At 30.4% G+C, this 20927-nt stretch carries 19 protein-coding genes; 11 read left to right on the forward strand and 8 right to left on the reverse strand.

All coding sequences use genetic code 11. The features are described 5' to 3' along the window. Positions 1 to 138: 138 nt before the first annotated feature. On the reverse strand, positions 139 to 1839 hold the full coding sequence (locus ACXLDF_RS00300) for a hypothetical protein (protein WP_457556481.1): 1701 nt from the start codon (positions 1837 to 1839) through the stop codon (positions 139 to 141). A 134-nt stretch (positions 1840 to 1973) separates the two neighbouring features. Then, a complete protein-coding gene (locus ACXLDF_RS00305) occupies positions 1974 to 4445 on the reverse strand; it encodes an LVIVD repeat-containing protein (protein WP_457556482.1) in 2472 nt (823 codons plus the stop codon). Positions 4446 to 4582: 137 nt separating this feature from the next. Here ACXLDF_RS00305 and ACXLDF_RS00310 point away from each other — a divergent pair, with 137 nt between their 5' ends. The 5 genes from ACXLDF_RS00310 (at position 4583) to ACXLDF_RS00330 (ending at position 10059) form a co-directional block, all read left to right on the forward strand. Beyond that, complete coding sequence (locus ACXLDF_RS00310; RefSeq protein ID WP_457556483.1) at positions 4583 to 4858, forward strand: hypothetical protein; 276 nt, start codon at positions 4583 to 4585, stop codon at positions 4856 to 4858. A 516-nt stretch (positions 4859 to 5374) separates the two neighbouring features. Further along, positions 5375 to 5893, forward strand: coding sequence for a ubiquitin-conjugating enzyme E2 (locus ACXLDF_RS00315; protein ID WP_457556484.1), 519 nt, complete (start codon positions 5375 to 5377; stop codon positions 5891 to 5893). 410 nt (positions 5894 to 6303) lie between these two features. Further along, positions 6304 to 7914 (forward strand): MFS transporter, encoded by a 1611-nt coding sequence (locus tag ACXLDF_RS00320; protein ID WP_457556485.1) that lies wholly within the window; start codon positions 6304 to 6306, stop codon positions 7912 to 7914. Positions 7915 to 8187: 273 nt separating this feature from the next. Next, positions 8188 to 9618, forward strand: coding sequence for an iron-containing alcohol dehydrogenase family protein (locus ACXLDF_RS00325; protein WP_457556486.1), 1431 nt, complete (start codon positions 8188 to 8190; stop codon positions 9616 to 9618). Between the two features lie 102 nt (positions 9619 to 9720). Beyond that, positions 9721 to 10059: a cupin domain-containing protein gene (locus tag ACXLDF_RS00330; RefSeq protein WP_457556487.1), complete on the forward strand. Its 339-nt coding sequence runs from the start codon at positions 9721 to 9723 to the stop codon at positions 10057 to 10059. 112 nt (positions 10060 to 10171) lie between these two features. Here the strand turns inward: ACXLDF_RS00330 and ACXLDF_RS00335 are convergent, their stop codons facing one another. Then, positions 10172 to 10495, reverse strand: coding sequence for a hypothetical protein (locus ACXLDF_RS00335; RefSeq protein WP_457556488.1), 324 nt, complete (start codon positions 10493 to 10495; stop codon positions 10172 to 10174). A 288-nt stretch (positions 10496 to 10783) separates the two neighbouring features. Further along, the gene (locus ACXLDF_RS00340) at positions 10784 to 12574 is read right to left on the reverse strand and encodes a hypothetical protein (RefSeq protein ID WP_457556489.1); all 1791 of its coding nucleotides are present in this window, start codon (positions 12572 to 12574) and stop codon (positions 10784 to 10786) included. Positions 12575 to 12748: 174 nt separating this feature from the next. Between ACXLDF_RS00340 and ACXLDF_RS00345 the strand changes: the two genes are divergently transcribed. From ACXLDF_RS00345 to ACXLDF_RS00360, 4 genes are all read left to right on the forward strand, one after another. Next, positions 12749 to 14131 carry a hypothetical protein gene (locus ACXLDF_RS00345; protein WP_457556490.1) on the forward strand — a complete coding sequence of 461 codons (1383 nt, stop codon included), beginning with the start codon at positions 12749 to 12751 and terminating at the stop codon, positions 14129 to 14131. An 87-nt stretch (positions 14132 to 14218) separates the two neighbouring features. After that, complete coding sequence (locus tag ACXLDF_RS00350) at positions 14219 to 14788, forward strand: methyltransferase family protein (protein ID WP_457556491.1); 570 nt, start codon at positions 14219 to 14221, stop codon at positions 14786 to 14788. A gap of 107 nt (positions 14789 to 14895) precedes the next feature. Continuing rightward, the gene (locus tag ACXLDF_RS00355; RefSeq protein ID WP_457556492.1) at positions 14896 to 16176 is read left to right on the forward strand and encodes a hypothetical protein; all 1281 of its coding nucleotides are present in this window, start codon (positions 14896 to 14898) and stop codon (positions 16174 to 16176) included. A gap of 82 nt (positions 16177 to 16258) precedes the next feature. Further along, positions 16259 to 16648, forward strand: coding sequence for a DUF167 domain-containing protein (locus ACXLDF_RS00360; protein ID WP_457556493.1), 390 nt, complete (start codon positions 16259 to 16261; stop codon positions 16646 to 16648). A gap of 189 nt (positions 16649 to 16837) precedes the next feature. Here ACXLDF_RS00360 and ACXLDF_RS00365 read toward each other — a convergent pair whose 3' ends face one another. After that, positions 16838 to 17098 carry a type II toxin-antitoxin system RelE family toxin gene (locus ACXLDF_RS00365; protein ID WP_457556494.1) on the reverse strand — a complete coding sequence of 87 codons (261 nt, stop codon included), beginning with the start codon at positions 17096 to 17098 and terminating at the stop codon, positions 16838 to 16840. 189 nt (positions 17099 to 17287) lie between these two features. On the opposite strand from ACXLDF_RS00365, the gene ACXLDF_RS00370 reads away from it, so the two are divergent. Then, entirely contained in the window at positions 17288 to 17731 is a 444-nt protein-coding gene (locus ACXLDF_RS00370) for a hypothetical protein (protein ID WP_457556495.1), read from the forward strand. A gap of 14 nt (positions 17732 to 17745) precedes the next feature. On the opposite strand, the gene ACXLDF_RS00375 is transcribed toward ACXLDF_RS00370, so the two are convergent. Together ACXLDF_RS00375 and ACXLDF_RS00380 are read right to left on the reverse strand one after the other, a co-directional pair. Beyond that, positions 17746 to 17901 (reverse strand): hypothetical protein, encoded by a 156-nt coding sequence (locus tag ACXLDF_RS00375; RefSeq protein ID WP_457556496.1) that lies wholly within the window; start codon positions 17899 to 17901, stop codon positions 17746 to 17748. 379 nt (positions 17902 to 18280) lie between these two features. Further along, positions 18281 to 19285: a hypothetical protein gene (locus tag ACXLDF_RS00380; protein ID WP_457556497.1), complete on the reverse strand. Its 1005-nt coding sequence runs from the start codon at positions 19283 to 19285 to the stop codon at positions 18281 to 18283. A gap of 149 nt (positions 19286 to 19434) precedes the next feature. Here ACXLDF_RS00380 and ACXLDF_RS00385 point away from each other — a divergent pair, with 149 nt between their 5' ends. Then, the gene (locus ACXLDF_RS00385) at positions 19435 to 20415 is read left to right on the forward strand and encodes a carotenoid biosynthesis protein (RefSeq protein ID WP_457556498.1); all 981 of its coding nucleotides are present in this window, start codon (positions 19435 to 19437) and stop codon (positions 20413 to 20415) included. 6 nt (positions 20416 to 20421) lie between these two features. Here the strand turns inward: ACXLDF_RS00385 and ACXLDF_RS00390 are convergent, their stop codons facing one another. Then, positions 20422 to 20925 (reverse strand): hypothetical protein, encoded by a 504-nt coding sequence (locus ACXLDF_RS00390; protein ID WP_457556499.1) that lies wholly within the window; start codon positions 20923 to 20925, stop codon positions 20422 to 20424. Positions 20926 to 20927: the final 2 nt, after the last annotated feature.

The following is a 20927-nucleotide window of genomic DNA, read 5'->3' on the forward strand; positions in this document are numbered from 1 at the left end:
GAAGGCAATTATAAAATTATTTGTAGTTTGCCCAAAAAGATTGTGGAATGGAAAATTCATAAAGTTATTTTTATCAGAAAAAAGTAAAAAATACAATTTGAAACAAATAATTATTCGTATAGATTAGTGTGGATTAATTTACAGTGCCAACCCAGACATAAATGTGAGGGAAATAAATCCCGCTATAAAAATCACAATACCTAAGATAGATAATGCTATTGCCCATTTATTGTACTTGTTTTTACCTTCTATGGCAATAGATTCAATCGCAATATCTAAAGCAAATATGCTTCCAATCAAAAGAAATGGGCTGAGAAGCGAAATTTGAAATGCTAATTTCGAATCCTTCAAATTCTTATGATCTACTTTTTCTGGGGGTACAATATTTATAAAATTTGCATCATACAGAGTTCCTTGTATATTAATTCTATCAGTTTTCCACCATGGTGTTTTGTGGACTCTCTTTTGATTTTGAGAAAAATTATCTTGTTCTTGGACTTGATTTGCTTGCGTGCTCTTAGATTTCACTTTTCCCGGTAAGATCAACTTAGCAATTACTGAAATCATCCATTCCATGCCACCAATGTAATTTACTTTTTCCCATAACCACATTACAATTGCCCAAGTCAGAAATACTCCTACCATTAAAATTAAACATAAATTACCATTAACCCGAGAATGTAATGCATCGATTCCTGTTATTTTCGTGAGTATATATCGAGGGATAAAGTCAATAAATTGGAAATTGTAAACTGAAAATGCAATTAAGCCAAATCTTCGAAAATATGTTGTTTTCTTTGCAAAAGGTACCGCTTTTCCGCGAAATTCGATCATTCGAAGTATTATTAGAGTACTAAAGACTTGACTTCCTGTTAAAATTAAGAACCACCAAAGCCATGAATCTAATCCAGGAATATTCCAAGTATTACCGAGAAAATTACCAATATCTTGTTGTCCAATTGCAATAGCATAACCGAAGCCTCCAATTCCTACTAAAACTGCCAATCCACTTATAATTATTCCATAAAACAATAATTTAATAGAAGGATGTTCTTCAGTTAATAATAATCCAATAATACTTCCAATAAAGGAAACAGATAAAAATGGAAAGATTGGTTCTGGATGACCCGCTAATGGTAACAAAAAGAATAGTTTAATATAATCTCCTATTGTACTCTGACCAATTATTGGATATTGAACAATATAAGGTCGTCCATCTGGCTGTGCAAATGGATATCCGGGGATTATTCTAGAAGCAAAATTCCATACTAATGGAGTCGCTGCAATAATTATTATTGATAAAATTGCATAAATTAACATATTACGTCTAATTTTTTTATACCCACCATTCATTGAAAGAAAACCTTGAACAATTCCATTGATTATAACACACCACGCAACTGTGTGTATAGTCTCCATATGAAATGCCCTGTAAAGATGGTCAATTAATGGTTCTGTTCCCCAAGGTAATTCTCCTAACCATGCATGATATCCAATTATCGATTCAGTTAGAAAAGCGAAGAATAAGAGAATAAATCCACCAATTACTTGTTTGAGCACCAGTTCACCCACTGTTTTACCACGAGCTAGTTGCTTCTGCATAGAGATCATATTTCCAATAGAAGAGATGAGTAAAAAAAAACCGCACCATCCACCTAAATATAATGCAAAAACTAAAATCACTATGACAATTACACGCGCTTGCGCCATTTGAGTTGGATCATCAACCCATGACCTATCATAGACTCGCATCAATAGATGAAGCAGAAGCATCATCCAAATCGCTATTCCGCGTAGGAAATCTATTGTTGCAAATCGATTGGAGCGTTTCACTTCCAATTATTTCACCTGAGAATTTATAGTTTATATACTAAATTACTTCTTTAATTATATCAAATAATTTTTTATTCTAATCAAATATTGTCTATATTTCTAAATAAAAATTCATGTTACAACACCATATATGCATTATATTAGCGAAAAATGTCAAAACCTTCGCGATTTGTTATTTTTAATTTTCTATTAAGACCATAAATCAAAAAATGGTGGGATGGGAGTACATTCTCCAAGATTTGACGTTCTTGAAAACTACCTTCGTGTAGTATCCTTTCCATTTCTTTTTCAGATAAATTTTTACCTTGGCAAATCTGACTTGCTAATAATAATGTCGAATTTTCATAATAATGAAATAATTCATCCAATTTTTCATTAAGGCGTGGATTATTTTCTTCTTCTATAAATCCTTCTTGAATAATTTGATCAATTTCTAAAATTATATCCGTACTGTACTTGGTAAAATCAAATTTCTCTAAAAATGGAATGATAATACGGCATACTTCTAGTAGGCGTTCACGAGGAATCCCATGTAGGGTATATCGATAATTTTTCATTAATTCATCTAATTTATATCGTAAATCTCTAGTTCTATAGAGAATAAACATTCCAATTGCCATCATGATCATTCCAAGACTAAATGTAATTGAAATAATGATACTTCCAATTAAAGAAGGAGAATAAGTAAAAGATCTTCGAAGAAACAGTAATCCATGGTAATTGTTAGCAACTATAATATAATCTGGTAATATATAAATAGATGAGACCATATCTTTTGTTTTAAAAACCTTAATTGAATAAATATCATTAATCATTGTAATATTGGCAAATTCTACATATCCTGTTTCATATCCAATATATGCTGATCCTTTTTCAACTGAAAGACAAGAAACATATCCATATTCGGGATTATAATAATTAAGATAAACAGGATTAATTGGATGATCTACGCCAATAATTACTACTCCTGAAAAAGTACCATAAGCAAATATATTGTTATTTGCTAGTAGCAGATTAGTAACTCCTTTTTTACAAATATTGTCTATATAAACAGCAATTTGAGATATATTGCTAATGTTTTTGATCTCAAAAATCTTTATACCTAAATCACCAGCTGCTGCAAAAAGATAGTTATTATCAATCTCTAAATCAAAAATTGCTCCTATTGTGCTAATATTTCCCCATAATTGAGGTGATTCAGGATTTGATAGGTTATAAATGAAAATTCCATCATAACCTGTCGAAAAAAAAGCCCACGATTGAAAAAATACCAAATCAGTTATTTGGTCTGCTGGAATAGTCAATGTGCGCTTAAGAATTGGATGAGATGTATTTGAAATATCAATCAATTCTAGAGTATTAAGAGAATTTTGAGCAAAAATATAATTTTGATAATGAAAAATCCGAGTATAATACCCTAAATTTGAAAAATTAGCTATTTCATTTAATGGTTTATTTTCAGAAAAATTCGCAATTTTAATTCCTTTGTTTCCTTCTGAATAAAATACAAGAGAATTTGATACAATAACATCGTTTACTTGACCAAATCCTAAATAAATTGAATTATGATATTGAAAATTAAAGGGAAAATTAGCATCAAATGAAATAAGGTCTATATTCAATTCTTTAGGATTGAAAAAAATTAGCAAATTTTCAAACAATTTTATATGATTTTTTTCAATTGGAATATGAGCATAAAATCTATAGAAGGATTTTTCTTTTCCACTCAGTAAATCAGTAATATTTGCCGACCAAATTCCTCCATCAGATTGATTAACAAAAAAAATTTTAGTTGAAGTCGCTTGAATCTGAGAAAATACTGGTGATTCATCAGAATCAGAGATATTTAGTATTATTTGAGGGTTTATTGGTTCTGTTAAATCATATATCAGAAAATTTGTATCTAAATGTACACAAAGTAAATTTTGTTTTGGTATTCCTATTATTTCTTTAAAATTAGAAATGGATGCATTGATTTCACTTAGTTTTTGAACAGATTCAAAAGAACTCATATTGAATATAGAAATACCAGCATCTTTTTTTAATCCAATCAATAAATTATTCAAAATTGCGATTTCATCAAATTTCTCATTAGTTTTTAAGAAATTATATTCAGTTATGGAAGAAAAATCCGAAAAATCAATTATTACTATTGTTCCTTTATCAGTAAAGGCAATTCCATTTTTTCCTGAAATATAAATACGATCAAACGAAGTAAATAGCGGAGAATAAGTAGTAATATATTCAGGATTTTTTGGATTTGATGCATTTAAAATAACTATCTGATTTAAATCATTAATTAAATAGAGAAAAGTATCATTAACAGTTAAGAAATTAAAACCACGATCATAAGAGAAATGAGAGATTTTCTTTGGTTGATCATAGCTTGAAATGTTTAAAATCTCTAGTCCCATGGAACCTTCTACAATAAAAAGCATATCTCCTTTTTTTTTTATAGAATAAATTGTAGGATCATCTAAATATTGGGCAGATGAATCGATTTGATCTTCAAGTCGGAGATATCCTTCGCGAAAAATAGTTAAAGCTCCAACAGTAATTATCAGTAAAAGAATACCAATTCCTATCAGATATCGTGCAAAAGAGAATTTCATGAGTTCTGCTCAACCTAAAGAAAGTATGCGTTTAAATAATTATTTTTGTAATATTTCAACTTATTGCATAGGAAAGAGGAATTTTTTTAAATTTTGTAAGGTTAGTTTCCATATCTTTAACGGAAAGCTCAGTAATCATGGCTCCACAGAAACGTAAAAAAATGTCTCTTGAAGAAGCACGAGCGCTTTTTAATGATTCTCCTAAAAATACTAATAAAAAAAAGGGAAAAAGAAATTTTCGTGAATCAAGTAAACGCCGTTCTAAATTCCATCATTCTGTTAATGTTGCACAGATTGATAAGAAAATTGCAATATTAGAACGTCGAATGATGGAAGGCTCTTTAAGTGCTGAAGAAGAACAAAAAATATTGCATGAAATCGAGCAGTTGGAAAAGCAAAAATCGAATTTATAAACTTATTTGCACTAATCTACAAAAGATAGAATCAATCATTTTTTAATACTGATTAATTTTACTTATTCTTTTAATTTCTTTATTTTCTATGATTTTTTTAATCGATTTCCCTGCTTCATTATTTAATTTTATGATTCCTCTTTTTCAACTATTTAATCATACCTTTTTCGTAAATTTTTTGCCAAAATTTATATATGTATTAAATCCATAAATTTCTGGCTAAAATTACTCTATTTTTCATTAGGATGTTAAATCTTTGTCGTTAAGTCATTAAAGCACAGTTAATAATATTATAATAAATAATTGTCTATATAAATAAAAAATCTTCTTATACATTGCAAAAAAATCCCCATTTTTTATTCATTTTTAGCTCTCACCTAAAAATTTTTCGTTTGATGAAATATGGTAAAGGTAATTATTTTAATAGTTCAAAGATTTAGTAAATAGTATTACTATTGATATTAAGTAATCTAAACGAATCAACATCCGAGTGTCAAATTTTGGCATGATGAGAAGGTGTTAAAAATTAGAGAAGAAGTCGATTATTCAGAAGCCATTGAAGCCTTCAAAAATGATGATACGATCAAACTAGAGCCTTGGGGTATGAGTTACGACCATTTACGGTTAACAATCAAAGGATTACCAAATACTCCCTATGAAGGTGGAAGTTTTATGTTTGAAATTAAGATGGGTGATAACTATCCATTTGAACCTTGCTACGTTTATTGCCATACATTGATTTGGCATCCGAATATTGATAGTTCTATCCCACCAGGTAAAATCAACATTTGTCTTGATCTAATCAATCCTGAACTTGTTGGAAAAGTTGATGTTAAATCAGGTGCAAGTGGATGGACCCCATCGAAAACTCTTACAAATGTAATAGAAGCGCTAAAAGGGCAGATTCATTGCGAACCTCCTTTCTTTAACCCTGGTGACCCGTTAAATTTTGAAGCAGGTGACCAAGCATTGCACAATTATTCGAAATTTGAAAGCAAAGCTAAAGAATGGACTAAGAAGTATGCTATGAATTAATCCATTTTTTTTTGATATTTTATCTATACCTCTCGTATGATTTATTAATTAGAATGATAAATGTTAATCATCATTATTGCCGTTGTACTATTTCTTTTACTTTTTTTTGGATTTTTCTTTGAATTTTTCTTTGAATTTTCACTTGCAAGTTAGTGAAAATAAATTTTCGAACTATAATAATTTAGAATTAATTCAAAAAATTAATTTTCACCATCTAAATGAGCAGTATTATATCAGATTGCTAAATGAGAGAGAAAGATTACTGTGAAACCTCATGAAAAGAAAAACATAAAATATATACCTAAATGTAGAGGAAGGAAAAAAATCGAATATCTTCTTAATTCATTTATGCTATATCTTCTTCAAATTAGTGAAAATATTTTAACCTTTGATTTAATTATTTTTTAAGTATGCGCATAATTCCACCAAAAGATATTTTCACTCGAAAAGGTTGGTTTTCAATCCTTTCATGCTTTCTAGCTGCAACTATTCTTTGGGGAAGCCATTTTATTTTTGAATTTATAGCAGTTATTGAAAGTGAACTTCCTTTGTGGAGCGTTGGAATGTCCTATTTGGGATGCATTATTGGTGGAGTATTTGCATTGACGATTTTTCAAAAAATACCACATTATTTGATATTTTTTGTTTCAATTGCAATGTTTGGAATTTTTCAGATAACCCTTCAAATTGCTCTTCAATTGACCAATAGTTCTTGGTTGGTTTTGCTTAGTTTAGGCGGAATAGGTTTATCTGGAAGCAGCTTTTTCGGAGTAATGTTCACTCAATTATCCCCAGCTTTTCCTGATCCGAAATATAATGGGCGTGTAAATGGATTGGGATATATGGCGATGAATTTTATTATTTTAGTCTTTGGAATTGTCACTTTTTTGAAATCACCTCTATTGCTTATTATTCTATTGGTATTAAGCATTATAGGGATAATTTCTATGGGTTTAAGTGGCCATGGTGATAATAAATTTCCAAAGCAGCAACCATTTAAAACTAAATTATTTTCAGTTCAACCTCAATCTGGGAGTAAACTTCTAATGGCTTTCTTTTGGGGTTTCTTTTTAACCAATCCGTTTTATGCCGCAATAAATTTAATTATTCATGGAGAATTTAAATGGAGTCTACCTCAGTTTTATTTGATTTTCTTTTTTATAATTGCAATTGGATCAATTTTGAATGGAATTTTACTTGATATTTGGGGACGAAAAAAGGTAATGTTATTTGGAATTGGTGTTCTTTCCTTTGCTTTTTTTGCTTTAATAATATCAATTAAAGATTCAATATTAGGAATTATTTTTCCAATGATTTTAGGTGTAGGAACAACGTTTTTTTTAACCAGCAATTCCTTAATCTTTTTAGAATTTACTGACAAGCGCTATATTCGAGCTTATATGATGGTATATTACATTTTTTCGGCGATAGGAATGTTAGGAGGTATTTTATTGGGTTTTGTTTTAGAATCTCTATATTTATCCGACCCGATTTATTTAACAGTTGTATTACTATTTCTTTTCATACTCGCAACAATAACTACCAGCCAAATTGAGGAGACATTGCCAAAAAAGGAGGAATTAGAATGGAAAGATGCAATTCAACGTATTTCCATATTATATAAATCTGGAATACCGATATATTCCCAGAATATATGCCAAATTTCTAATTCGAGCGTGGAAAACCAAGAACCTAAAAACTTAATATCTGAAACAAAGGAAGAACTTCTCAGTGGGACTTTAGTGACTGTTTCTTCTATTTTAGATGAAATTGTGAGTTCCCGTAAGTCTCTAAAAGTTATTAAGCGCGAAGAAATGAGTATTTTGATTGAAGAGTATCAAAATGTGTTAATGGTTGTGTTTACTCGGCTTGAATTGTCTAAAATTCGTCAAAAGATGCAAGAATTTCTAAAAGAATTCGGTGATTTTTTTGAAGAAGCTTTACATCAAGAAATTACTGATCAAACAGTGTTTTATCCCACAAAAAAGCTTGTTCATAAGCATTTCTTTTATTATTGGTGATGGTTTATTAGTGTAAGTGAAATTTTATGAAATTTACTGAAATTTTGTGATTTTGAGCGATTATGTAAAGTTAAGTTTTAGGCTTTTTATTATTAGGGTTTTTATTTTTAACTTTAATGAAAATTAAGCATTATTAAAATTCATTAATGCACTTTATATTTATTATGTCAAAGATATCGGATTTTAAATAAAAACAATTTCTGATATCTCTTCTGTGAAAATGCATTAGATCCCGTAATAAATAAAAGCCATCTCGGTGTATTAAGTAGTGAGATGGATTCTGATGAAAAATCTCCTTCTGAATCTTTAAGAAATGAAGAAGAAGGGGCTGCTGATCAAAATTCTTTTCCAGAAGCTGAAAAGATCGCTGGAGAGAAACAATCTAAGGAAAACCATTCTGAAGAAAAGAAATCCAAGGCGTTATTTGATGAAAAGAGGCAGATCAGTTTACTTTCAGGGTTTATTGGAAAACCATTAATTGTCCATACTGAATGGAAAGATGTTAAATTCTCTTTTCCAGCACCTAAAATTCGATTTGGTAAAGGTATTTCCAAAGAAGTTCCTCAAGCTATCTTTGAATTGCTTGATCCTATGTTACCATATATTAAAAAAGCAGAAATTTCTCAACCAAAAACCATGATTGTAATTGGAAATACCGCAGTAAAGGAAAATGGAGCACTTGATCATATAATTGATACATGTAAAAATAATGCAATTGAAACTTTTGTTTATAGTATTGGAAAGGGTGAACCAACAGTTGATATGGTTAACAAAGGAGTAAAATTAGCATTAGAAAACAAGCCTCACTATATTGTTGGATTAGGTGGAGGATCAGTTTTGGATGTCGCCAAAGCAATTGCAGGTATTGCAACAAATGGAGGTTTAGTTGAAGATTATCATGACGGAAAACCCTTTGAAGTTCCTGGGCTTCCTTTTATTGCAATTCCCACAACAGCAGGAACCGGTTCTGAGATAACAAATAATTCTGTCTTAATTGATCCTTTACGTGGGTTTAAGCGTAGTATTAGAGGGAATCAAATTGTTTCAAAATATATTCTGCTTGACCCTGAATTAACCTTATCATGTCCTCCAGAAGTTTCAGCTGCAAGTGGAGCTGATGCTTTAGTGCAAGCAATTGAAGCTTATGTTTCAAAGAGAAGCCACCCAATTGCTGACATTTATGCAATGCAAGCCATTATGCTCATCGCACCGAATTTACGCAGAGTAGTGGAAAATGGGCAAGATTATGCAGCACGTGCTGAAATGATGTTGGGATCATTTTTTGCAGGTGTTGCTTTCTCTAATGTCGGATTGGGCTTGGTTCATGGATTAGCCCACCCAATTGGTTATAAATATCAAATTTCTCATGGAAAAATATGTGCAGCATTACTACCTTACGTGATTGAATATAATGCAGAAGAGAATCCAGTAAAATATGTCAAAATTGCACAAGTCATAAATCAATTAGATCTATTTACAAAATATGAAGCCAGTTGCAGTGATTTTGAAAATGCGCGCCGATTAGCAGGAATGATCAAAGAACTTTTTGCACAAGTTCAGATCCCCATTAGATTACGTGATTTAGGTATTTTAAAGGATGATTTTAATTGGATTGTTGAGAATACTAAAGGTGGTTCGGTAAATTCGAATCCAAGAAAACCTACTGCAGAAGAAATTGGTCATTTATTAGAAAATGCGTGGTAATCATGTATACATGAATTTAAGTAATGATTTTTTTTATAAAACTCAAAAATATTAAGTATGAAAAGCTATAAAACCAAAATAATGGAAATTGGAGGAAAATGAATGCAAATTGTTCATGAACAAGAACAGCTGAATAAAGGAGGGGTACGCTACATGATTCGTGGTCCTACAATTGATTGGGGAACAATTACTTTAAATCCTGGAGAGATAAAAGGTGCTCATTATCATGAAAAATTGGCTGAAACCTTTTATACAATCGAGGGAACCATCACATTTGTATTGAAGGATGAGGAAATCGACATCCCCAAAGGAACTGCGATTCGTCTGAATCCAAATGAACCACATGGATTAAAAAATAAAACCAATCAAGTTGCTAAATTGATATTTATTAAAGAGCAGTATATTCCTAATGATAAAAAAGAATGGAATCAATCTGGATAATCTTAATTAATTACTCTCTGAAAATACAGATCATTTATACGTTGTTTGAAAAATATTTACAATTTTTTTATTTTGATGAAATTAGATAAAGATTAAAAAGAATAGGGTAAATTTAATAAGAATGAACCACTTCTGAGATTTTTCCCCTAACAATCTTAAATTTCTTTAGAGTATCAAAAGCACTTTCGATTTTTTTTATGATTTCCTCCCGTTCTTTCTTAGATTTGAGTTCAATTACGCATTGATGCAGAACATTTAAATGTGGATTGTTATCATCAGGATGGCCTAAAAACTGTAATATAATCCGATGAGTGTCTCTTTCAGGCATGGACATTGAATGATTCGGCTCTAAATATTGAACAAATACTTCAGTCGAGATATTACGGGGCATTTTATTTAAAAATTGTTCCAATATATCATATTGAAAGATTATCATGAAAAATGATCATTTCCTTCTGTGCGAATAAGTTTTCTTCTATGATGCTATTACGATTTTTCAAAATAAAAATACTCCTTTTACAAAAAAGGAAAGGAGTTAATGAGAAATAGCACAATTAAATATGAATGAAATAGATGGACGATTCTAAAGATAGAATAAATGTTGAAATAATGACAAAAATAAAGAATATATGGAACTTGAGAAAAATAGAAAAATATTTCATTAGAAAAAAAAATAATAAAAAATGTAAATGATTTTGGATTGAATGTTGATGCGATTCTATGTTTATTGATTCTTCTTGTAGATTATCAATCCAGTTACAATACACACTGCGCTTACTACTCCAAAAATAATAATTACTAAGGGAAAGTGAGGGATAGTAGTAACAATTAAATTTTCATCAATTAATGAAGAAGCTGTAAGATTTTGGAGGTGGTGCCCAGAATTGTCCAGTATTTCAATGATATAATCTCCAATTGGTACTCCATATATAATGATTCTACCATTATTGTCTGATGTTTTAACAGGATAAGGAAGATTATCATAGAGACTGATTTTTGATCCAAATGGTTGATTGGCAAAAAAGATATTTACTTTTATGCCAGAAATTGGTGTTTTTGTATTATCCGCAATAACCAAATTTAGATCTCTAGTTGCACGATATTTTACTGTAATAATATCCACTTCACCCTTGAATAAAGCATATGGTGATAGATATGATTCTCCTGAAATCAACATCGAAATTCCATCAACATATTCCAAAGTTTGATTTCCAGAAATTATTGTTCCAGAAGGTTGTCCTTCGGAGCGGTTCATATCGATTATTACCACTTCACGATTTAGAGCGCTTTTGATTCGATCGTTTCTGTCTTCATTTAAATCATCGAAATAGATTCCAGTATCGTTTAATCCAAACATAGCTACCATTAAATCTGCTGGACCATCTGAAACAGTAATTTTATAATCTCGTTCTCGGTTACGTGTACCATCTACTAAGCGATCTTCGCACCAGAATTGTTCTCCATCAATGCTTTCTAAAATTTCAACCGTAAAATTAGCTTTAAATTCTGCACTTAATGTTTCTCGTTGATCTAAAAATGTCCAAATATTCAATTTTATGCTGTTATTCTCTAAAGTAAAAGGTAATTCATCAATAACTTGATTGGAATAACTTTTTAATTCTGCAGCGAAAATGTCATCAGAATCAGGAAGTGTAATTAAAAATTTGGCTGTAACATTATATAACCAACCTTCTCTTCCAAAGGTAACATTGTAAACATATGGCATTGTAAAGTTGTTTTTTATTCCAGTGATATATTGGAAAGGATTTTGGTATTCATTTGATTCTTCATTTTCGTCTGGTAAAATTGGTTGATTAATTACTTTCCAGTTTGATATTGGAATTTCTACAGTATATTGATATTTGATTAAGAATTCAGCTGAAGAATAGGCATTAAATAAAGTGGTAAAATTATAATAAAACCAGCTGTAGTAAATACCATCTAAAAATTGCTCTTCTATGCTATAGTTTGTTGAATCTAACTTAGTACCATTCAAATACATGGCGAATAATGTCGCGGGTTGCACGTAAGGTGCAAATCCAACAATAAAAGAAGTAGCATTTTCTGTATATGTCCATTTTACTGTTTCATTTAACAATATTTCCACAGAACTATTTCTACTATCTGTATTCCCAGAAGCATGAACTGCGCTTGCTACTCGGATTGTGGAATCGAATTTAGGATTTACAGTTTCCACATCATGATCATAGTGAATATTTTGTATATCGTCTCTGAAAAATGCAGTTGGTCGAAGTTCCTCACGCACAGAAAAACCATATATTTCAATTTGACCTAAATCGTTCATTTTGTCTTCTTTTAATTCAACTGGTTGAATTGGGTGCGAAGAATTTGATTCATTATAATAAGAAGCAATGGATGGATCCCCTCCTGTCATTACAGAGGTTGCGGGGGTTGTACGTGAGTGCAGATCAAGTATTAACGCTTGGGTGATTAAGGAAAATGCAAACAGTAAAGAAACTGAAAGAGAAAAGAGTGATTTGGTATATTTCTTCATAACTCATCATTGATTGATTTTATCGCAATTCATTTTATGCAATTGTACTCAAAAATTTTAACTTTAAAAAAAATAATATGGTGCATATATTAAATAGGTAAAGCATTGATGAATCTTAATTACTCTTGTTAATTCTATAAAAAGAAGAAAAAATTTATTTTCAGCTTGATTACAATGAATAAATCAAACTTTGACACCAATCTTGAAACCATTGCATTAGAATTCTTAGAAAATATTGAAAAATATGATAAGATTCACCTTCTCTATCATTCTGATGCAGATGGAATATGTTCTGGATTAATAATTGAGAAACTTTTATCAAAATTGCGCAGACCATTCAAATCAACATGTATTAATTTAACTCATCCATGGGAGATTTATCTTTCTCAAATTAACCTTTTATCTGATGAAAAAACTGCTGTTATATTCTCAGATCTTTGTCCATCTGGAGAATTACTTTATAAGAATGCCCTTAAATTTCATAATACTGATTTTTACATTTTAGATCATCATAGATTCGCCTGGCCTCAAAAAATAACACCTCCAAAAAATGTATATAATGCAAATCCTACACTTTTTGGGCTTCATGGTCTTAAAGAAATAGTTGGTTCGGCATTGAACTATCTGTTTGCTGCTGCTGTGGATGATTCAATGTCAAAATACGCCTGGATTGCCACTATTGGTATTGCAGGTGATACTTTGGCACATATTGATGATTATCAATCTTATAATCGAATTGTTATTGAAAGTGCTTTAGATTTAGAACAAGTTCAGATCAAAAAAGGAATTTGTCTTTATGGAGGGCAGCATCTCCGTTTAGATAGTGCAATGGCTTTTTCAATCTTCCCATATCTACCTGTAGTGGAGGGTTCTAGAAAAAAAGCCAAGCAGATATTGCAAACTCTTTCTATTGATCCGAGTAAAAAGGTAGAAGATTGTTCTGAGCAAGATGCTGAAATTTTGGCTGGCAATTTTTCAGATATTAAGATAATTGGAGATTTTTTAATATATCCGACCAAAAAAGGGATATTACATTACTCATTTGAGCATGCACAACTTTTATCTATTTTAGGTCATGAGCATCCAGAAAGTGCGCGCTTAATGGTTGGAAAACCTCAAATAACTCAAGACGCTAAGCAAGAATATAATAATTATATCGGATCTCTGGTTCATAATTTAACTACTTTTGTTCAAATTCCGAAAATTGTTACAAATTGCGCTATTTTTGTTGATCTGACTGATCAAGTACCAATTAACCAATGGAGTGATACTGGCAGTTTCGCTTCCGTAAATCACATCTATGACAGTTCTAAAATGCTTTTTATTGGTGGTTTGACTGATACAGGAGAATACAAACTTTCAGTTCGATGCACCCCTGAATTCATGAAGCAACACGATAATAAAGGTGCAGTCCATGTGATTCAAAAAATTACTCAAAAATTGGGAGGAAATGGTGGTGGCCATGGGTTGGCTGGTGGAATGCGTTTGCCCTCTACCTTATTCGAGAGGCTCCATGATGAAATTGACAAAATAATTATTCATCTTTCTAAATTATAATCAAAATCTTTTTTTAGCTTATTTGTAACTAATTATAGTTGTCGGTTAATTTACGATATTCTTTTATTGAATATAGGCGAAAATACTATGATCTTCCTGCTTAAAGAAATTAAAGATGAATTATTTATCATAGATTTAATATTTCTATATATCTTGTTTGTAGGTATTATTTGGTCTGTAGCAGTTCCAAATAAGCGAATATGGCCACCCCCAAAAAGAAAATCATTACAATATTTAATCACATGGATATTATTTACTGCTGTGTTCATCATAAATGCATTATTTATTTTTATCGACTGGAATAATTGGATAATAACTAGTTCATTTAGATTTTTTATTGCCATTCCTTTGATTATTTTAGGCTCCATGCTTTTCTTATGGGGAATAACAACACTTGGTATTATCAACACATCTGGGATAAAAAATGGATTTATTATATTGGGTGCTTATCGCTTTACACGAAATCCACAGTATTTGGGAGATATTATTCTTTTTATGGGGTTATCTATTCTTGCAAATTCTTTGTACTTGCTGATTACTAATATTTTACTAAGCTTGGTCTTTATTATTACTCCATGGGCTGAGGAAATATGGTTAGAAGAACAGTATGGTGATGAATATATAAAGTATAAAAAGATTACTCCGAGATTTTTCTGAATTTAATATGTATTATTGAATAGAATAACCAATTAAATCGAATAAATTAAAACGAATAATTTTTTATGAATAAAGAATAAGAATTCAGATAAGAAACAGTGATGAAAATGGTATTTCGAGATCGGGATTACTTCCAAGATGTTCATGGAGATCTTTATCAAGTTCTTGGTTCAATTCATCTGTCAGATAGTGTTTTTGCTCTTGAAAAATACCGTCGTCTGGAAAAATCGGAGTTTTTTACTAACCGATCAAAAGAAAATGAAGGATTGTCAAAGTCTGATTTAATTAAAATTCAACATAATGTTTTTATTCCAATTAATCCACTTGAAGAAGTATCACCTCACAAATTTCGTATCTGGATTCAAAAGGATACTGGAGATCAATTTTATCGTATACTTCCAAACTATTCCTCCATTTCAGCTAAAAATAATATTGCTGAAAACAGATATGCTTCATTTTCAACAATATTTCAAAGAAAAATGATAATGGTTCCTAAAAAGGACATTACCGTACACTGGATTCCAGATCAACGCTTGCATGAATTAACGGATTGGTCTGTAGGAGGATTATCAGAACAGCTGGAAAAACTACGAAATTACGACTCTTTAGAAAAGGAATGCATTGAAGTATCAATCTGTATCAGTGATATTTTTAATATTTCGCTTTCTAACATTGGGGTAACAGGTTCTTTATTGTGGAAAGGTCATCATTCTGAATCCGATATAGATTTGATGATTTATGGTCATGAAAATTGTCGAAAGATCCTCGATTTTTCATATCAAGAATATTCTTCTTTAGATGGAAATGGTCGAAATGCTCAAAAAATTGAAAATTCGTATCTCAGAAGATATAACAAAATGGAAATCCTTCCAATCGCGCAAAAATTAAGTCTGAAATCTGGGCTCCCCATGGAAGAATGCTTTGAACAAATATTCTATAAACCATATCTATTTTTTTATAAAGATAGAAAAATTTCAATTACATTTGCTCCCAATCTTCAAAATCTGCCAAAATGTCCTCTATTTCTTCCTACTTCTCAGTTTGAATCACTTGGAATGTGTAGAATTCAACTTGAGGTTGAATCAGATGAATGGGGTTTTGATTATCCTGGTCTTTTTTCTGTAAAGGTTAAGAAAGTACTTCACACTTCCCCAAATCTGGAAAAAATGGCAAAACAAGTAAAGCGATTAATGGTTTATGAGCACGAATTTGTAGGATTCTACCGAGCAGGCGATATTTTAGAAGTTAAGGGAATTCTTCAAAAAGCAAATAAAGTTCCTGATTATATTAATCCTTGGGATAATATAGATACTTATCAGATATTAGTAGGAGCCGCTGAATCATTTGGAAATGAATACATAAGAAAAATTAAAATACAAGAAGATTAGTTATTTGCTGAAATTTAATCGTTAATACATTTCAAATTTGGTCAGAAATAACAAAAGAATAGTAAATGGATTGATTGATTTAATGAAAAAAAAAACAATAAAACAAAACAATAAAAAAATCACCCCAGATGCAACGAAATCGGAGAATTATTATGAATTTATCAAATATCCTTCAAAAAAAGGAACTAAATCTGCGTTGAACCATATTATTCTTGAAGTTCATGTAAAGCCAAACGCAAGTCAAGACCAAATCATTATTTCAAATTCAGAACTGCTAATTACAGTTAGATCGCCTCCATTAAAAGGAAAAGCAAATAAATCTGTAATAGATGTGCTTTCAAAATCGTTCAATATTCCAAAAAAGGATATTTTTCTTAGACATGGGCAATCATCCACTACCAAAATTTTTGAATTGGTGAATATTTCAACAGAACACTTCATAACGCGTTGTATAATGTTAGAAACTGGATGAAATTAAAGAGAGAATAACACAATTATCTTTTTGATACAATAGAAATCGCAGTGAATTTTCTTAAGCTGTTAAATCTACGAAATAATTTCACCAAAACTGATCTGTCGAATTGATTGATTGCTGCAGCCTATTTTGGTTTTTTTTTATTTGAGGATAGAATTCAGCAGACCTTGAGAGATCTCATCGATCTCAATTGTAAACATTTTTTCGATGTCCTATCCTAACAATGTCAATAATTTTAATTTTTTTATTTATCAAGTATAAAATTCGATAATCCCCTGCTCTTCTTTTAAAAATTTTAGAAAATTCACTGGTTTTAACTTTTCCATCATTTTCATAAGGATTTGCTTCAATTTCACCTAAAACACGAATAATAATCTTTTGATTGGTTTCATCTAATTTTCTGATAAAATTTTGCCATTTTTTAGAAAGTCTTATTTTCCAAGACATGCATTTAAAAGGTAATCTATATTTAAAAATATTACCATAAAATTACCAAATAATAATAATAAGTAAATAACTTTATATATTTAAAGTTATTAAAATATTTCGAGTATACTGAAATAATTTTAAGCAAAGTTAATAATCCTTAAGGTAATTTTTAAGGTAAAAAATACCACTAAAAAAGTGAAAAATGGTATGCAACAACTAATAAAAGAAGAAAAAATAGATAAAAAAAAATTTGTATTAATATTATTAAAAAATCATCTTTCTTATTGTGAGATCCAAAAAAAATTAAAAGATAAATATGGTTCAGGGATGAGTAATCGCGATTTAAGTCTATTGCGTAAAAAATTGAATGGAAAAAGATTTTCTAAAGATCTTAAAACATATCAAAAAGCTTTTATTAAATTTTATGAAAGTTTATTAAGTTTAAAATCCTCAATTAACGATCCAGAAATTATTGAAGAAATTAATGAATATCATGATCTTTATTATGAAACTCGCAAAGAGCTAGTTATTAACAATCTTCCTAAAGATTTACGTAATCCTAAAGTAATCAAATCAATTATAGAATCAATAGATGAAATAAAAAATGGTGATTATATTTATTTTAATGATTTTAAGAAAAAATTTCAGTAGGATAATCACCTTTCTTAATTCTCTTCATCGATAACCTCATAATGACGGCAGACACGACATTGGAGAATTTGGACTGGTCGATTGTGGGCGATTCGGCGCCTGGGCACCATTTTTGAACCACATTTTGGGCATATGTCTGATAATGTAGTTGTCTTCATTTCAATCGTCAATTAGACACCTCTTTACGTGCGTTGTATCTGACGTTCAAGAGTTTTTTCTGTTGGTGCGGGTGTTTCACTTTGTTGTACTTCTTAACACTATCATAGTAGAACCGCCCTTATTTAAAATTATTTTTTGGGAAGATTCTAAATCTGTGTGTCATCTAGATGTTATAAAAGTTTAAAAAAATATAAAATAATTTTAATTCTCTTTTCATTGGAACAAAAATAGAAATTCCGCCAAATTACTCCCAAATTACTCTTTTATGAGACAATGTTTGTCTATTAGAGACTATGTTTGTCTATTATTAAAAAGGGAAAAAAATATGAAGATTCACCTAATTGTCAAATTTTTTGATATTTTTATTTGATCCTAATCTGCCTAATCCTCCTAATCATCTAAATCAGGATGACCGATAAAAATAAGCATAAATGCACTAAAGAAAATTACAGCTGAAAGAATTGTTAGTGCTAATTTTACCCAATCTAAACTGGGATCAAGGTCTTGTTTACCAAAAATGAACCAGGCAACCCAGAATACTGCGTTTAGTATTATACCTAATGGATTTTCTGTCAATTTTCCTTCACGGTTACGACCTACCTTTAAATTTATAAAAAATGTTAAAATCCAGAAAACCATACCTGCATAGTAGAGAAAATTCACAAATTCCACTTGTTGAGACTCTAAAAAGAAGAGAAATCCAGTAATCACGAGTTCTATGAAAAAAATATCGATATTTGAGCGCTCATATCGTTTTCCTTCAACTTCTGCTACGCCACGACGGTAAATGTTTATAAAATTTCCGATGGGTATGGCAGCACCAAAAGCTTTAACCAACCAAAAGAGGGGGTTAACAACTACATTCCAAAAAGCTTTAGCATATGAAATTGAAAGCGTGATTAAATCAGGAACTACAAAAATTGAAACAAATATAATAGGTATTCCTGCCAAAATGGATACAATTTTCACGAATTTTTTTGTCTTTTCATCCAAATCTTCCCAACTGGTTTTTGAAGTAAGTATCTTGAATACCATGGAAGAAAAGGAAAGAATTGCAATTATTGGAGTAAAAATAGGTATTAAAAATGCAAATAGAAGCACTAAGGCGTTAATTCCATAGAAAATAATATAATGCATAGAAATGGAAGATGATGTTCCCTCCATAATTTCTAATGATCGAGCAATTCGATCTCCTAAAAGGAAGTTAAAGTACAGCCAAGCAACGCAGTAGAAGATTGGCGCTGCAATATTTACCATAATATCAATGGTTCGACTGTTATACCCCCAATCAGATGGGAGCCATTCTAAAGGGAAATCAAATGTGAGGAATGTAATTAAAATATAAATTGGCACCGCTATCCCAAAAATTAACACAATAAGGCGACTGATTTTCATGCTTACATAAGGATAGATACTTGAACAATATAAATATTCTAGGTACCGTAATTAGGCACGAATCACTGGAAAAAATTTATATAATCTTGCTTGTATTTTCTATATGTTGAACAATATATCTCAATATGTTGTCAACTCTATTGATTAAAATGATTTTTAATATCACTCTCGATCCTGAAATTTTAAATTTGTTAAGGACTCCAATCTCGTGGTTAGTGTATGAAATACTTGCTTTCATCCTAATTATAACTGTTATTTACGATATTATTAAAAGATATGACGGGAACACAAGATTTATTCGATTAATGGAAATTTGTGGATTTGTATTATATGCTGTTATCTTTGAAAATCTTGGAGTCGCTAGCACAACATACAACTATTCATCACATAGATTAATGATGGTTGGAGTCGTCCCTCTTTCAATTCCGCTTTTTGAAGCTGTAATTTTCTATTCTTCTGCTTTATTTGCTGAATCTCTGCAATTTAAAAAATGGATTCGTCCATTTATTGTAAGTTTCTTTGGAATGCTGCAAGATTTTACCTTAGATCCAGTAGCTGTTTCTGATACCTATGTGTTTGATAGTTCAATTCAAGGTAGATGGATTTGGGATCCATCTATTCATTATCAAAATATGTTCTACGGCATTCCTTACTTCAATTTTGCAGGATGGTTCGTTTTAATGTTTTATTATGCCGTCTCCATTCAAATTGGAAGAAAATATTACGAGAAAAAAGGAGAAAAAATCTCAATCGGTTTGCTTTATATATTTTTTGCAGTTATTTTAAGTGATCTTTTATTGGTTTCTCCTTTGAGTCTATTTCTATTATATGCTTATCCATTTTCAACTGTGTTTGGGAACAGAACGGCAGAAATTATCATGCTCTCAATAATTGCAACGAGTGTAATAAGTGTTGTAATTTATCAAATAACCTTGCAGAAAAGGAGAAAAGTACTTGAATTTAGAAAATATTGGATTATATGGGTAGTAATTGGTGCAATGCATCTACTCGATTTGATTATCGCTGTTATTCAAGGATTAAAGTCCGTATTGCTTCCTGTTTTAGTCTTTGGTGGGATACACTTTCTTTATTTGATATATTATTTCAATTTAGGTAGCACGAAAACCTGAGAGAAATTAGTTAATTTTTGAGAGTATCCCTTTCCATCTTTCAATTTGTTTTTTTGCATAACTCCTTCTTTTTTCCCAAAAACGAAGACATTGATAACCAGTTTTCTTTGAAATCATCCCTATTTTTGTTTGGTGAATAAGAAACAATGGTAGCAACAAGCAATCTATCTTTAGTGCTTGAGATTCTAAAAATAATTCTCCATCATCGGATAAGATTACTGCTTTTTCACGCTGAGCAACTAATAATAAGCTTTGATCTGCTTTATCTAAATCTGTCAAAAATGAGTATTTACGTGTAAAAATTTTCCATTCATTTTCAGAAATTGTTATTTTAACCGCTTCTTTTATATCAATAAATGAATCTAATTGAAAATTATGAATTTCCTTTAAAATCTCCTTTGTAATACCCCATCGGTACCGATAGATAATTTTCCGAAAATCAATTCTATTATTAGTTTCTTGATAAAGAAATCTAATATGATTCCAAAAGCATGTATCTGTTAAAAACACCA

The organism is Candidatus Harpocratesius sp., assembly GCF_054039255.1.